The organism is Streptomyces spinoverrucosus (genome assembly GCF_006539505.1).
In the GTDB taxonomy this organism is placed as follows: domain Bacteria; phylum Actinomycetota; class Actinomycetes; order Streptomycetales; family Streptomycetaceae; genus Streptomyces; species Streptomyces spinoverrucosus.
This window is the reverse complement of the sequence record NZ_BJND01000049.1, coordinates 1-14561: the sequence shown is the minus strand read 5'-3', so window position 1 is coordinate 14561 and position 14561 is coordinate 1. Positions and strand designations below refer to the sequence as shown.

16 protein-coding genes are annotated in these 14561 nt (G+C 73.6%); 7 read left to right on the top strand and 9 right to left on the bottom strand.

Annotated features, from left to right (window positions below):
- The first annotated feature begins 108 nt into the window (after positions 1-108).
- The 6 genes from SSP24_RS29275 to SSP24_RS29250 are packed head-to-tail and all read left to right on the top strand — an operon-like array spanning position 109 to position 5373.
- Positions 109-840 carry a FadR/GntR family transcriptional regulator gene (locus SSP24_RS29275; RefSeq protein WP_141312819.1) on the top strand — a complete coding sequence of 244 codons (732 nt, stop codon included), beginning with the start codon at positions 109-111 and terminating at the stop codon, positions 838-840.
- Entirely contained in the window at positions 837-1982 is a 1146-nt protein-coding gene (gene dgoD, locus SSP24_RS29270; protein ID WP_141312818.1) for a galactonate dehydratase, read from the top strand. Before SSP24_RS29275 ends, dgoD begins: the two co-directional genes overlap by 4 nt.
- Before the next feature lie 5 nt (positions 1983-1987).
- Positions 1988-2821, top strand: coding sequence for a hypothetical protein (locus tag SSP24_RS29265; protein WP_141312816.1), 834 nt, complete (start codon positions 1988-1990; stop codon positions 2819-2821).
- 13 nt (positions 2822-2834) lie between these two features.
- Positions 2835-3467, top strand: coding sequence for a bifunctional 4-hydroxy-2-oxoglutarate aldolase/2-dehydro-3-deoxy-phosphogluconate aldolase (locus tag SSP24_RS29260; protein WP_141312814.1), 633 nt, complete (start codon positions 2835-2837; stop codon positions 3465-3467).
- Entirely contained in the window at positions 3464-4357 is an 894-nt protein-coding gene (locus SSP24_RS29255) for an SMP-30/gluconolactonase/LRE family protein (protein ID WP_141312812.1), read from the top strand. The genes SSP24_RS29260 and SSP24_RS29255 overlap by 4 nt, the downstream gene beginning before the upstream one ends.
- On the top strand, positions 4354-5373 hold the full coding sequence (locus SSP24_RS29250; RefSeq protein WP_141312810.1) for a sugar kinase: 1020 nt from the start codon (positions 4354-4356) through the stop codon (positions 5371-5373). Before SSP24_RS29255 ends, SSP24_RS29250 begins: the two co-directional genes overlap by 4 nt.
- Here SSP24_RS29250 and SSP24_RS29245 read toward each other — a convergent pair.
- Both SSP24_RS29245 and SSP24_RS29240 read right to left on the bottom strand, forming a co-directional pair.
- On the bottom strand, positions 5358-6113 hold the full coding sequence (locus tag SSP24_RS29245; protein WP_141312808.1) for a dienelactone hydrolase family protein: 756 nt from the start codon (positions 6111-6113) through the stop codon (positions 5358-5360). The two genes, SSP24_RS29250 and SSP24_RS29245, sit on opposite strands and share 16 nt — an antisense overlap.
- 121 nt (positions 6114-6234) lie before the next feature.
- On the bottom strand, positions 6235-6855 hold the full coding sequence (locus SSP24_RS29240) for an L-threonylcarbamoyladenylate synthase (RefSeq protein WP_167529738.1): 621 nt from the start codon (positions 6853-6855) through the stop codon (positions 6235-6237).
- 198 nt (positions 6856-7053) lie between these two features.
- Between SSP24_RS29240 and SSP24_RS29235 the strand changes: the two genes are divergently transcribed.
- On the top strand, positions 7054-8577 hold the full coding sequence (locus SSP24_RS29235; protein WP_141312806.1) for a helix-turn-helix domain-containing protein: 1524 nt from the start codon (positions 7054-7056) through the stop codon (positions 8575-8577).
- 127 nt (positions 8578-8704) lie between these two features.
- Here SSP24_RS29235 and SSP24_RS29230 read toward each other — a convergent pair whose 3' ends face one another.
- The 7 genes from SSP24_RS29230 to SSP24_RS29200 form a co-directional block, all read right to left on the bottom strand.
- Positions 8705-9940 carry a cytochrome P450 family protein gene (locus tag SSP24_RS29230; protein WP_141312804.1) on the bottom strand — a complete coding sequence of 412 codons (1236 nt, stop codon included), beginning with the start codon at positions 9938-9940 and terminating at the stop codon, positions 8705-8707.
- Entirely contained in the window at positions 9937-11175 is a 1239-nt protein-coding gene (locus tag SSP24_RS29225) for a cytochrome P450 family protein (protein WP_141312802.1), read from the bottom strand. Before SSP24_RS29225 ends, SSP24_RS29230 begins: the two co-directional genes overlap by 4 nt.
- Positions 11172-11780 carry a GTP-binding protein gene (locus SSP24_RS29220; RefSeq protein ID WP_141312800.1) on the bottom strand — a complete coding sequence of 203 codons (609 nt, stop codon included), beginning with the start codon at positions 11778-11780 and terminating at the stop codon, positions 11172-11174. Before SSP24_RS29220 ends, SSP24_RS29225 begins: the two co-directional genes overlap by 4 nt.
- The gene (locus SSP24_RS29215) at positions 11752-12114 is read right to left on the bottom strand and encodes a DUF742 domain-containing protein (protein ID WP_141312798.1); all 363 of its coding nucleotides are present in this window, start codon (positions 12112-12114) and stop codon (positions 11752-11754) included. The genes SSP24_RS29220 and SSP24_RS29215 overlap by 29 nt, the downstream gene beginning before the upstream one ends.
- Entirely contained in the window at positions 12111-12533 is a 423-nt protein-coding gene (locus tag SSP24_RS29210; RefSeq protein WP_141312796.1) for a roadblock/LC7 domain-containing protein, read from the bottom strand. The genes SSP24_RS29215 and SSP24_RS29210 overlap by 4 nt, the downstream gene beginning before the upstream one ends.
- Positions 12530-13927: an ATP-binding protein gene (locus SSP24_RS29205; RefSeq protein ID WP_141312794.1), complete on the bottom strand. Its 1398-nt coding sequence runs from the start codon at positions 13925-13927 to the stop codon at positions 12530-12532. Before SSP24_RS29205 ends, SSP24_RS29210 begins: the two co-directional genes overlap by 4 nt.
- 202 nt (positions 13928-14129) lie before the next feature.
- Positions 14130-14561 (bottom strand): hypothetical protein (locus tag SSP24_RS29200; protein WP_141312792.1); only part of this gene is annotated, 432 nt, incomplete at its 5' end.

Here is a 14561-nt window from a genome sequence, read left to right as displayed (position 1 = left end):
CTGCATGACCACAGCGGCGTCCGCTCACCAGCGAGGGCGGCCGGAGTGTCGTAACGGCCTCCGCACGACCGCCACCGCGCTCTCTCACGACCAGAAAGGCTGTACGACATGACGCCCTACGCCCGCCGCGGCGTGCACGGCCAGACCGTGGAAGCCCTCGCCCGCCGCATCCTCGGCGGCGAGATTCCCGAAGGGACCACGCTCGACCTGGTGGCGCTGCAGAGCGAACTGGACGTCAGCCTCACCGCCCTGCGCGAGTCCCTCAAGGTACTGGCCGCCAAGGGCATGGTCGACGCCCGCCAGAAGCGCGGCACCTTCGTCCGGGCCCGCGCCGACTGGAACCTGCTCGACGCCGACGTGCTGCGCTGGCAGTTCGAGGGCGACCGCACCACCGAGACCGACCGCGCACTGCTGCGCAACCTCGCCGAGGTGCGCGCCATCATCGAACCGGCCGCCGTACGCCTGGCCGCCGAGCGCCGCACCGACGCCGACCTCGCGGCGCTGGAGAGTGCCGTGGACGCGATGCGGGACCAGGGCACCGACCCGGCCCACGCCGTGGAGGCCGACCTCGCCTTCCACCGTGCCCTGCTCGCCGCCACCCACAACGAACTGCTCCAGCGCATGGAGATGGTCATCGAGCCCGGCCTGGCCCACCGCGACCGCATCGTGCACAGCCACCCCCACCCCGAGGACCCCGTACCGGCCCACCGCGCCGTCCTGGACGCCGTGCGCGACCAGGACCCGCAGGCCGCCGAGGCCGCCATGCGCGCCCTGCTCGACCAGGCCGGCCGCGACCTGGACCGGATCGAGGGCCCCGACGACCCGAAAGGCGGCAAGTGAAGATCGCCCGCATCGAAACCTTCCTCGTCCCGCCGCGCTGGCTGTTCTGCCGGATCGAGACCGACGACGGCGTGGCCGGCTGGGGCGAACCCGTCGTCGAGGGACGCGCGGAGGTCGTCCGCGCCGCCGTCGACGTCCTCGCCGAGTACCTGATCGGCCAGGACCCACTGCGCATCCAGGACCACTGGCAGGTGCTGACCAAGGGCGGCTTCTACCGCGGCGGCCCCGTCCTGTCCAGCGCCGTCGCCGGCCTCGACCAGGCCCTGTGGGACATCGCGGGCAAGACCTACGGCGCCCCGGTGCACGCCCTGCTGGGCGGCCCCGTGCGCGACCGCGTCCGCGTCTACGCCTGGGTCGGCGGCGACGAACCCACCGAGCTGACAGAGCAGATAACCGCCCAGGTGGAGGCCGGTTTCACCGCGGTGAAGATGAACGCCGCCGGCGCCACCTCACCGGTCACCACCCCGGCCGAGACGGCGCAGATCGTCGCCCGCGTGGCCGCCGCCCGGGACGTCCTCGGCCCGCACCGCGACGTCGCCGTCGACTTCCACGGCCGCCTCACCGTCGCGAGCGCCCGCCGCGTCCTCACCGAACTCGCCCCGCTGCACCCGCTGTTCGTGGAGGAGCCCGTCGTTCCCGACCACGACCACCTGCTGCCCGGCCTGGTCGCCACGAGCCCGATACCCCTGGCCACCGGCGAACGCCTCTACTCCCGCACCGACTTCCTGCCCGCGCTCACCGCCGGCATCGCCGTCGCCCAACCCGACCTCTCCCACGCCGGCGGCATCACCGAGGTGCACCGCATCGCCTCGCTCGCCGACACCTACGGCGCCCAACTCGCCCCGCACTGCCCGCTCGGCCCCATCGCCCTGGCGGCCAGCCTGCAGATCGCGTTCGCGACGCCGAACTTCCTGATCCAGGAACAGAGCCGCGGCATCCACTACAACAAGGACGCCGACCTGCTGTCCTACGTCGTCGACCCCGAGCCGTTCCGGTTCGTGGCCGGGCACGCGCACCGAGGCGACGCCCCCGGCCTGGGCGTCACCGTCGACGAGGCCGCCGTACGCGCGGCCGACCGCACCGGCCACGCCTGGCGCAACCCCGTCTGGCGGCACGCCGACGGCTCCTTCGCGGAGTGGTGACGGGCGTGCTGGACATCGTCACCGACGCCACACATGGCGGACGCTGGACCTCCCTGCGCTCACCCGGCCGCGAATGGCTCTGGCACCGTCCGGCGCCGGACCGGGAACAGGCCGGACTCGGAGACGCGTTCGTCGACGCGGGCGGGCTGGAGGAGTGCATCCCCACCGTCCGCGGCCACCCCGACCACGGAGACGCCTGGGCCCGCGCGTGGACCCGCGAGGGCGCCGTCGAGCGGGTCCGGTGCGACCGCTTCACGCTCAGCCGCACCATACGCGGCACGGCCGCCGGAGCCGAGGCCGACTACACCCTGACGGCCGAGCCCGGCTTCCGCTTCGTCTGGGCGGCGCACGCCCTGCTCGACCTGTCCCCGGACGCGACCCTCGGCATGCCCTCCGGCGCGACCACCCGCCTCTTCCCGGAGGCCGCCGCCCTCCTCGACCAGGACTGGCCCACCGGGGCGCGCTGGATCACCGGCCCCTGGCCCACGCCGCACGGACTGCCCCTCGACCGGCTCGGCCCCGACGACGGCACCGCGGTGGGAGCCGTCGTCGACACGGAGGGGTGCTGTGTCCACGACGGCCACGACCGGCTGGCCCTGGCACTGCGCGCGGATGGCCAACCCGTGTCGATCGCCCTGTGGCGCAACCTCGGCGGCTTCCCCCAGCCGCATCCCTACCGCAGCACGGGCGTGGAGCCGATGCTCGGCCGCGTCTTCGACCTGGCCGAGGCCGGCCCCGACGACGCCGCCCGCGTACCGGCCTCGGGCGAGGTCCGCTGGCGACTCACCCTCACCGCGGCCTGCCGCTGCCCCTCAACTCCTGCCACAACCCCCGCGTAAAAGGAGCTCGTTCATGGATCTCCCCGCCGCCCTGGCAGCCCACCGGCTGCTCGCCATCGTGCGCGGCAGCGACGCCGACGCCGCGCTGCGCACCGTGCTCACCCTGGCGGAGGAGGGCGTGGAACTGATCGAGGTCTCGCTCACCGGTGCCGACGCCCTCACGGTGATCGCGCGAGCCCGGCAACGGCTCGGCCCCGAGCAGTTCCTCGGCGCAGGCACCGTACTCACCGCCGACGACGCCCGCGCCGCCCACCGCGCGGGCGCCACCTTCGCCGTCACCCCCGGGCTGGGCGACGGAGTCGGCGCCGCGCGCGACCTGGGTCTGCCGGTGCTCGCCGGTGTGATGACGCCGACGGACATCATCACCGCCCGGGCCCTCGGTGCGGCGGCAATGAAGCTCTTCCCCGCCGCGCAGGCCGGGGGAGCGGGGTATCTGAAGGCCCTGCGCGGCCCCTTTCCCGACGTGCCGTTCGTCCCGGTGGGCGGCGTCGACGAGGCGGTCGCCCGGGACTGCCTCGCGGCTGGAGCCGTCGCGGTCGGTGTCGGCACCCCGCTGGTCGGCGATGCCGCCGACGGAGGGAGCCTCACCGCCCTCAGGGAGCGCGCCCGCGCCTTCCGCACCGTCGTACGAGAGGCGGCACCGTGACCGCAGACCTCCGCCCCACCCGCCCCGACCGCCTGGAACTCGGCGAAGGCATCCGCTGGACCGGCACGCAGGTGGTCCTCGTGGACCTCCTCGCCGGGCGCCTGCTCACCGCCCCCGACGATCCGACGGCACCCCTGAAGACACTGGCCCGACTCCCCGTCCCCTTGGGCGCGGTGGCACCGGTGGCCGACCACCCCGGCGCCTGGATCGCGGCCGCCGGCACCGGCATCTGCCTCCTGAGCGCCGACGGCACCCTCGACTGGCTGGCACGCCCGGAGGACGACGCCGCGCTTCCCATGCGCATGAACGACGCCGTCGCCGACCCGACGGGCCGGTTCTGGGCAGGCAGCATGGCCTACGACGCCGACGAGTCGGCCGGCTCCCTCTACCGGGTCGACCACGACGGCACGGTCGTGCGTGTCCTGGACGGCATCACCGTGCCCAACGGGCCCGCGTTCACCGCCGACGGCCGCCTCATGTACCTGGCCGACAGCGCGCGAGGCGTCGTACGGCGCTACCCGGTCGACCCGGTGACGGGCGTCCTCGGCACACCGGAGACCTTCGTCACCGTGGACGAAGGGAGCCCCGACGGCATGGTGGTCGACGTCGAAGGCGCCGTCTGGATCGCCGTCTGGGGGACGGGAACCGTACGCCGCCATCTGCCGGACGGCCGCCTGGACCGCCTCGTACGACTGCCCGCGAGCAGGCCCGCCGGGGTGTGCCTGGAGGGCGACACCCTCCACATCACCACCGCCCACGTCGGCCTCACACCGCCAGGCCGCTACGACGGGGCCCTGTTCACGGCCCGCGTCGACGTGCCGGGCACACCGACACCCCCGTACCGGCTCACCGCGCCCCGCCGTCCCGCGGCCGCGGGGGAACCGTCATGACCACCTCGTGGCGCCCCGCTCCGGGCCCGGTCGTCTGCATCGGCGAGACGATGGCGGCACTGGCCCCCGACCCACCGAGTCCCCTCCAAAACGCCGCGCATCTGCGGCTCTCGGTGGCGGGAGCCGAATCGAACGTCGCCATGTACCTGGCCGACCACGGCGTCCGCGCCACCTGGCTCTCCGCCGTCGGAGACGATCCGCTGGGCCGCCGCGTCCGAGCGACCGTCGCCGCCGCCGGGGTGGACGTCTCACACGTACGCACCGACCCGCACCGCCCGACCGGCCTGCTGGTGAAGGACCCGGGCCCCGCGGGGACCCGCGTCCACTACTACCGCAGCGGCTCGGCCGCCTCCGCCCTCGGCCCCGACGCGCTGGACAGCCCGCCCATGCGCACGGCAGCGCTCGTGCACCTCACCGGCATCACCCCGGCCCTGTCGCAGTCGTGCCGGGAGCTGGTGACGCGTGCGCTGGCCACCGCGGACGGTGAACGGCGGTACGCGGTGAGCTTCGACGTCAACCACCGCCCGGCCCTGTGGCCGGACGGCACGGCCCCGGCCGTACTGCGCGAGCTGGCCGACCAGGCGGACATCGTCTTCGTCGGCCTCGACGAGGCACAGGGACTGTGGGGCGCGGACCTGACGGCAGCGGACATACGGGCGCTGCTTCCGCGTCCACGCATCCTCGTCGTCAAGGACGGCGCGAGCACCGCGACCGCCGTTACCGACGACGGCCAGTGCACCGTGCCGGCTCTGCGCACGACGGTGGTGGAGGCCGTCGGCGCCGGTGACGCCTTCGCGGCGGGGTTCCTCGCGGGCCTGCTGAAGGGCGCGACCACGGAACGCGCCCTGCGGCTGGGCCACATCACCGCCGTCTCCGCCCTCGAAGTCACCAGGGACCACGGCCCATTGCCCGACGAGAAGGAGACGGAGCGCCTCCTCGGCCTTTCGGCTCAGGAGTGGGCGAAGCGGGAGCGCTCCGTCGCAGTGTCGGAAGGGGCTGGTCAGAGCGTGCGGTGAAGGAGATCCAGCAGTGCCGCCCAGTGCCGCTTGTCGCCCTCCGCGTCGTACGACGCGGTGTCGGCCTGCGTGAAACCGTGCGGCGCGTCCGGGTAGACCTCGCAGCGGTGCCGTACCCCCGCCGCCGACAGCGCGGCCTCAAGGCGCTGAATCTGCTCGGGCGGCATGGACGGGTCCTGGTCGGCGTGACCGAAGTACAGTTCCGCGGTGACCCGGTCGGCCACCAGGTGCGGACTGTCCGGCGCGTCCGTCGCCAACTGCGCGCCGTGGAAACCGGCCGCCGCCGCGACCCGCTCCGGATACGTCCCTGCGGTGAGCAGGGACAGCCGCGCGCCGAAGCAGTAGCCGGTCACCGCGACCGGGCCGTCCGCCACCTCGGGGCGCTCCGCCAGCCAGCGCAGATACGCGCCGGCGTCGCGCATCGCGAGCTCGGGCGTCAGCGCCTGCCCCATCGGGAGGATCTGCTGGAACAGCCCGCCGCGGGACTCGTCGTCGATGAACTCGGGCAACTCCACGACCGGGGCGGGCCCGTGACGGTAGAAGACGTTCGGCACCAGGACGGTGTACCCCGCCTCGGCCAGCCGGTCGGCCATCGACCTCAGCTGCGGCCGCAGCCCGAAGGCGTCCATGTAGAACAGGACCGCCGGACGCGGGCCTCCGTCGCCCGGGCGGGTCAGATAGGCGTCGGCGGTGCCGTCCTCGGTGGGGATGTCAACGTCCGTTCCCTGTACGGCTGTCATGGCTGGGCTGCCTCTCTGCGTGGTCGACGACGAGGGGCCCGGCGGCTCGACGGGCCCGACGGCGGCCATCGTGACACGCGCGGGTAAGAGCCCTGTTGAGCGCCGCGCCCCGCCGACCCGGCTACTCGAACCGCGTGGTGTCACCCGCCCCGCGCCGTACGATCTCGGCCTCGCCCCCGGAGAAGTCGATCACCGTCGTCGGTTCCGTCCCGCAGTCCCCGGAGTCGACCACCCCGTCCAGGACGTGGTCGAGCCGGTCCTTGATCTCCCAGCCCTGCGTCATCGGCTCCTCTTCGTCGGGCAGGAGCAGCGTGCTGGACAGCAGGGGTTCACCGAGCTCGGTGAGCAGCGCCTGGGTGACGACGTGGTCGGGGATGCGCACGCCGACCGTCTTCTTCTTGGGGTGCTGGAGCATCCGCGGCACCTCCTTCGTCGCCGGCAGGATGAACGTGTAGCTGCCCGGCGTCGACGCCTTGACCGCGCGGAACACGTCGTTGTCGACCCGTACGAACTGGCCGAGCTGCGCGAAGTCCTGGCACACGAGGGTGAAGTGGTGCCGGTCGTCCAGCCGGCGGATGGACCGGATCCGGTCGATGCCGTCCTTGCTGCCCAGTCGGCAGCCGAGCGCGTAGCAGGAGTCGGTGGGGTATGCGATGAGCGCCCCCGACCGGACACTGTCGGCGATCTGGGCGATGGTGCGCGGCTGGGGGTTGTCGGGGTGCACGTCGTAGTACTTCGCCATCTGCCGAGCTTATGCCTGGGGACGGGGGTGGCCGAGCCGACGGGGCGGCCACCTGCCCGTTTCCCGCCCGTTTCGCACCCCCACCGCCCGGTCCACCTCGTGAAAGTCGCAGCGCACCCCGGCTGCCCTTGGGGTAACGTCCCCGACCGACGTGTCCGACCCGGGCGCGGAGTGCGGCGCAGGAGGGAGGGAGACGACGTGGCCGGCCGAGAGGGCGAGGGCCGTCGCGCGGACGGAGCCGACGGCGTGGACGCGACGTGGGCGCAGGAGTTGCTCGACCATCTGCGGCCGTCCGGGCGCGACGTCCGCAAGGTCGTCGCCTGGCTCGCCGACGCCGCACACGCCGACGTGGCGCTCCAGGACGACACCGGCGCCCTCCTCGCCGGTACCCGCACCCCCCTCGACGAGGCCCTGGTCGCCGACATCACCAACGGCCGGATCGCCTCCGCCGCACTCCAGGACCACGGACGCCACCTGAGGCTGGTCAGGGTCGACCTCCCGCACCCCGCGACGGCGGGCGTCCTCGCCGTCACCCGCCCCGCCCCCTTCGACCGGCGCACCGCCGACATCGTCACCCACACGGCCGGCGTGCTCGAACTCCTGCTGCGCGCCCGCGAGAGCGCGGCGGCCGGACAGCGCCTGCGCCGCGCCACGTCGGATCTGCGGCTGGCGATACTGCAACTGCTCATGGTCGAGGACACCGTCTCCGCCCGCCGGGTCGCCGCCGGACTCTGGCCCGGCCTCCTCGACACCGACACGGCCTGCGTCTACGTCGCCGAGAGCCGCCCCGAGGACCGCGACCGGCTCGCCGAGGAGTGCCTCGCCGCCACGTCGGAGCAGGCCCTCGTCGTGCGCTGCCCCGCCGTCGACTCGCATGTGATCGTCGTGACGCCCGGCGAGGCCGCCGCCGCGGAACTGCGCGCGCTGGTCGGCGGCCGCCCCGGCACCTTCCTCGGCGGCAGCGCCCGGCAGAGCCTCGCCCAGACCGCCACCGCCTACGGCCAGGCCGTCAGCGCGCTCGCCGTCGCGCACTTCCGCCCGGACAAGGCGGCGGTGTACGCCGAACGCACGCACCCCGAACGCCTCATGGACCCGGCCGCCCTCCGTGACTGGGCGGCCCGGGTCCTGCGTCCCCTCGACGCGCTGCCGCACCACACCCGCGCCGAACTCCTCGCCACCGTCCGCCTCGGCCTGGAGTTCACCGCCGTCAACGCGGCCGCGGTGCTCGGCGTCAGCCGCAACACCGTCCGCGCCCGCATGGAACGCGTCGAGGGCCTGCTCGGCACCGACCTGTCCGACCTCACCGTCCGGGCCGCCGTCCACCTGGCCATGAACACCCAGGCCGGCCTCGACCAGCAGCCCGGCGGCCACGGCGGCGCGGACACCCGGCTGGCCGACCTGCTGGCCGGGCCCGCCCTGCACACCTGGGCCGGTGAACTCCTGCGCCGCCTGGACAGCGACACCCGGAACCTGCGCCGCACCCTGCGCACCTGGATCGCGGCCGGCGGCAACGCCGAGCGAGCCGCGCACCTCCTCGGCGTCCATGCCCAGACGGTGCGTGAGCACGTACGCAGCGCCGAGCCCGTACTCGAACGGCAGCTGCTCGCCGGGGGCAGTGACCTCTACGAGGTCGTGCTGGCCCATCTGGCGCTCGGCGACCTTGACCAGCCCGCGCTGCACGGGGCGAAACCGGGCCATCCGGACGCACCTGTGCACGGTTGAGTCCTCCCGGCGCCCGAACGGGCATGAACACGGTTCACAATGAGCCGACCGTGCACGTAGGTTCGACGCGAGCCGCAGGGGCACGACCGGAACGGGGGACCGGTCGCGCCCCGGGCGGCACCCGGTCTCACCCCTGCAGCCGTACCGGCACTTCCTGCCAGCCGAACGCGATGAACGACGGCACCTGCCGCAACTCACCCTCGGCGAGCCGGATCTCGGGGAAGCGGTCGAACAGCGCGGGCAGCGCGGTCAGCGCCTCCATCCGGGCCAGCGGCGCGCCGATGCACCGATGCACACCGATCCCGAACGCCAGATGGTCGTCCGCGCCGCGCGTGGCGTCGAAGACGTCCGCGTCCGGACCGTAGTGCGCGGGATCGACCCCGGCGGCGGCGTACGTCGTGATGATGGCGTCCCCGGCCGGAATGGTGACGTCCCCGACCTTGATGTCCGTCACCGCGAACCGCAGCGGCAGTGAGGCGATGGACGGGTGCACCCGCAGCGTCTCGTCCACGACCGCGTCCCAGCCGATCTCCCCGGCCCGCACCGCCGCCAGCTGCTCGGGCCGCCGCAGCAGGGCGACCACCGCGTTCCCGATCAGGTTGACGGTCGTCTCGAACCCGGCCCCGATCACCAGCAGCAGCGTGTAGAGCAGCTCCTCGTCGCTGAGCCGGTCGCCGTCCTCGTCCCGCACCCGGATCAGCTCGGTGGTCAGATCGTCACCGGGGTGCTCGCTGCGGTGGGCGATCAGCGCGGGCAGCACCGTACCGATCTGCTGCTGCACGAACGCCGCGTGCTCCGGGCTCGGGTCGGACGTGTCCATGATCGCCGCGATCATCCGCGCGGTGTCGTCCCGCATCTCGTCCGGCACGCCGAACAGGTCGCAGATGATCCGCATCGGCAGCGGCTGGGCGAACCCGGCCTTCACGTCCACCACGTCACCACCGGTCCCGGCCGTCTCCAGCGCGTCGAGCAGTTCGGAGGTGACCGCCTCGACGCGCGGGCGCATCGCCTCGGTGCGCCGGTGGGTGAAGCTCGGCGAGACCAGCTTGCGCAGCCTGGCATGGTCGGCGCCGTACGTGGAGAGCATGTTGACCACGCCGACCCAGCCCAGGATCCAGCCCCAGGAGGGGTGTTCACCGATCTGGGGCCACAACCGCCAGTGCAGCCGCGGGTCCTTGCTGACCTGTGGGTCGAGGATCAGTTCCTTGAGCACGTCGTAGCCGGTGGGCGCCCAGGCGGGAATGCCGCCGGGCAGCTCCACGGGCACCACGGGGCCGAGGGCGCGCAGTCGGGCACTCTCGGCGGGGATGTCGGATCCGAACGGGTCGATGGCGAAGCGGTCGATGTGGTCGGGCACGGTCACAGGCGGTCTCCTGGCTGGTCGGGGGAGCGAGGGGTGAAACGCACGGGCAGCGCGGTCAGCGACCGGTGGAACGGACCCGGCCGCCAGGCCAGGCCCTCCCGGGGCAGAACGGGTTCGAGGTCGGGCAGCCACTGGGTGAGCCGCTCGATCGCCTCCGTGGCGATGAGCAGCGTGTGCTGCTTGACCGGGCAGGCGTGCGGTCCCGCCGACCAGGACAGGTGCGAGGCGTCCCCAGGATGCCGGGCGTCGCCGTGCTCCTGCTCGGCGAAGTACGCCAGCGCACCGTAGGAGATGACCACCGGCACCGCCGCCCGGATCCACACGCCGTGGAAGGAGTGGGGCTTGCGGGCGAAGTGGATGCCGTAGTTGGCGAGCGGTGTCTCGTGGTGCAGCACCTCCACCACCGCGTCCATCACGGGCCGGGCGCCGTTGGTGAGCGTCGAGTAGTAGTCCGGGTTGCCGAGGATCCGCGACAGCGCGTTCGACACCAGGTTGGCGGTCGGTTCGTGTCCGGCGCCGAGGGTGAGGAACACCTGCCAGGCGACCTCCTCCGGGGTGAGCCCCGCCGGGTGGTCCAGGAGCCGGCTCGGCAGGTCGTTGCCGCGCTGCTCGGCCTTCGCCGCGATCAGCTCGAGGACGTAACCGCTGTACTCCGCCTCGCCCTCGGCGGCATCGGCGCCGCCCTCCATCATCTTGCCGAGGGCGGCGTTGAGCCGTTCGCTCTGGCTGTCCGGCAGCCCGAACAGGCTGTTGAACACCAGCGCCATCAGCGGCCGGGCGAAGTCGCCCACCAGATCGGCCTCGCCGCGCGGCCCGAACCGGCTCACCAGCACATGCACCGCCCGGTGCACCCGCGCCCGCAGATCGTGCGGTTCGACCAGGTCGAAGGTGTCGATCAGCGTGGTGCGGTAGCGCACATGGTCGGCGCCGTCGGTGAACAGCGCGTTGGGCCGCCACCGCATCATGCCGAGGACGGGCGAGTCGTCGGCGACGGTCGCCTCCCACGGCCGCGGATCGTGCGAGAACGTCTCGGTGTCGTGCAGCAGATCCAGCGCGGCCCGCCGGTCGACGACGACGTACGCCGGTACGCCCGGCGCCAGTTCGGCCCAGCCGATCGGGCCCTGGGCGCGCAGGTCGGCGTAGTAGCGGTACGGATCCAGCGCGAAGCCGTCCTCCCACAGCCGCACGGGCGCCGAACGGGAGAAGGCCTGCTGGGCAGGGGGATAGGTGGTCACCGGCGCTCCGGGGGGTGGCGGTCGATCAGATGCTGGACCAGGGCGAGCAACGCGTCGATGGAGGAGTCGCGCTCCCGGGCGTCGCACGTCACCATCGGCGTGCCCGCGTCCAGGTCGAGGGCGGTGCGCAGCTGCTCCTCGGTGTAGTGGCGCGGGGCGTCCGGGAAGGCGTTGAAGGCGACCGCGTACGGCAGCCCGCTCTCCTCCACCAGCCCGAGCACGTCGAACGAGGCGTCGATCCGGCGGCTGTCCACCAGCACGAGCGCACCGAGCGCCCCGTAGGCGATGTCGTCCCACAGCGAGCGGAACCGCTCCTGTCCGGGCGTGCCGAACAGATACAGGACGATCCCGCCGGGCAGGCTGATCCGGCCGAAGTCGATGGCGACGGTGGTCGTCGACTTCTCCCGCACCCCGGCGAGGTCGTCCACCGTGGCCGACGCCTCGGTGAGGTGCTCTTCCGTGTGCAGGGGACGGATCTCGGAAACGGAGTCGATCAGGGTCGTCTTGCCCACCCCGAAGGGTCCCGCGACCAGGATCTTCACCAGTTCGCGGGCGCTGTCGGGGAGGTGGATGCCGCTAGGGGTGCTTGAGGGCGCGCAGGCCATCGGCCACTCTCTTCAGCAGGTCGGGGTCGAACCCTTCGGCGGGCGGGATGGGCGCGCGGGCGAGCACCAGGTTCCGGTCGACGAGACCGGCCGCCAGCACCCGCACGGCGGAGACCGGCAGCCGGAGCAGCGCCGCGGCCTCCACCACCGTCAGCGAACCGTCGGCCAGCTCGTCCAGCAGGGCCAGTTGAGCGGCCGGCAGATCGGCGGGCGGTGCCTCGCCGGTGCCGGTGAGCACGGAGAGCCGCTCCAGCCGGTCACGGCTCGGCCGGGCCACGCCGCCCGTCGACAGATACGCGGGAACCAGGGGACGGCCGCCTGGGCGGCCGGTCATGCCGACGGGCCGCCGTCGGCTCCTCGGGGCGCCGCGGCCATCGCCTTCTCACCGAGCCGCGCCACCTGCGAGTGCACCCGGTGCGCCAGCAGGTCCAGGCGCACCTCGGCGTCCCCGTACGCGGCGACGACGGTGCCGTGGTCCGTCGGCACGATCAGGACGTAGCCGTGGTCGGACTCGATGACGACCTGGCGCACCTCGGCCCGCTCCCGGTCGGCGAACGCCGCCGCGGCCGTCCGGCACGCGCCCTGGACGGTGCTGGTGATGGCGGCCACCCGCTCGGCCGACGGCTGCGACAGCGCGTCGGTGTACCCGGTGACGAGGCCGTCCCGGGTGAGCAGGACGGCGGCCACGACGTGCGGTACCTGCAGGATCGGTTCGAGCACCCACGCCGTGTCGCCCGCATCGCGGCTGGTCATCGAGCCGCTCCCCCTTCGTAGTCGGTCTGGTCGGTGTCGCTGGTCGCTTCGTCGGCCCGCTCGGGCACGCCGTCCCGGGCGACGGCCCGCGCCGCCGCCGTACCGGACTGCAGCGCGCCCAGCGCGGCCGCGGCCTCCTCGGGTCGCCGCGCCGGTCGGCGGGGCGCGGGCTCGCTGTCGGCGGTGGCCCGGGTACGGCGCCGCCGCTGCGGCAGCCCCCCGGCGTCCCGCGGTCCGTCGTGCCGGGATACGGCGCCGGAGGCGGCGTCGTCCGGTTCGGTGCCGTACGCGTGTGCCGGGGAGGACGTGGCCGGTTCGGCCCGGCGGGTCGAGCGCGGGGCGCCGGCGGCGGGTGGCCGCTCCTCGGGGTCGATCCGGCTCAGCAGGTGGCTGTCGACCAGCAGCACCGCGCGCACCCCGCCGTACGGGGAGGGCGAGGACAGGTCCACGCTCAGGTCGAACTGCCGGGTGAGCTGGCCGATCGCGGCGAGGCCCATGCGCGGCGGATCGCCGAGGTCGGTCAGCAGGATCGGCTCGGAACCGGCCACCAGCCGCTGGGCGCGGGCCCGTTCGTCCTGGGTCATGCCGAGCCCGGCGTCGTCGATCGTGACGCACACCCCGTGGTGCACATGCTCCAGGTTGACCGTCACGTCGGTGTCGGGCGCGGAGTGCCGCAGCGCGTTGTCCAGCAGCTCGGCGACGATGATCGCCACCGGTTCGACGGCGTGCGACACCAGGGCGGTGCCCGGCTTCAGATGGTTGTGCACCCGCACCCGGTGGTAGCCCGCGAGCCGGGCCTGACCACCCGTCACCGCGTCCACGAGGTGGGACTCCTCGCGGGCCAGTCCCACCCACGCCCCGCACACCACCGCGGCGACCTGCGCCCGGCGCAGCGACTGCTCGTTCTCGTGGTCGAGCTCGAACAGGGTCTGCGCCAACTCGGGGTCGTCGTAGCGCTGTTGCAGCGCCCGCAGGGCGTCCTGCAAGCGGTACAGGGCTGCCTGGATCTCCCGGGTGGCGCCCCGCATCCCGGCCTGCGCGGCCGCGTCGATGCGGGTGCGCTGCGCGGTCAGCTCCACGCGCAGCGCGGCCAGGACGTCCTCCAGGGCACCGCCCAGCGGGGTGCCGGTGAGATGCGGCTGCCGTGGGCCGGGCACCGTGATGTGTGGCCGGTCCAGCTGCCGGGCGGTGGCCGGCATGCGCTGTGCGGCGAGGTGTCCGACCTCCGCGGTGAACGCGTGCAGGGTGCCGTCGAGTTGGCGGCGCAGGGCGGCGATCTCGGCCCGCTGCTGGGCCTGTTGCCGACGGGACCGCATCAGCCCGCCACCGAGGGCGAGCGCGGACAGTGTGCCGGCGGTGAGCGCGCCGGCAACCAGGTCCGGTAATTCGATCATCGAAACGGTTCCAGGAGAGGTCGGGCAGGACGGAATCCGAAGCCCCGGTGGCGAGGCACTCGCAGCACAGTACAACCGGCGGCGACCGATCTCGCACGGAGTGATGAGACTTGGCTTCGAATCCGTCCGCTCTCTGTTCGCTTCCGTGGCAACTGTCTGAATTGCCGTGCAGGCGAGTGGAGTTGACGTCCTGGGTGAGTTGTTACGTGCCGCAGAGTGGCGCCAGCACCGAGAGGCTGCTGTTCGCCTGACGCAGTGCCAGCTCCAAGGTGGTCGGCGAGTGCAGTGCGCCCGTGCCGTCGGGCGGGATCAGCCACTCCAGGCACCGGGTGGACCGGTACGGCGGCGGCACCGCCACCCAGGACCCCCGGCCCGCGTGCCGCAGCCCGGCGCCGATCCACTTGCTGTCCGGGTCCGGCGGCAGGAAGAAGCCGACCCGGTGGGCGGCGGTGTCGACCAGCGTCGGGCCCGGCACCGGCAGCGCGGGCCGCCACAGCAGGTCCAGCGTGAGCAGGCCCAGCTGGTCGGGAACGCTCAGCACGTCCCAGAAGCGGCCCGCCTCCAGCAGGACGACGCCCTCGCCCCGGTCCCAGTCCCGCTTGCACACCCTGGGGTCGGGTGCGGCGGCCGCCAG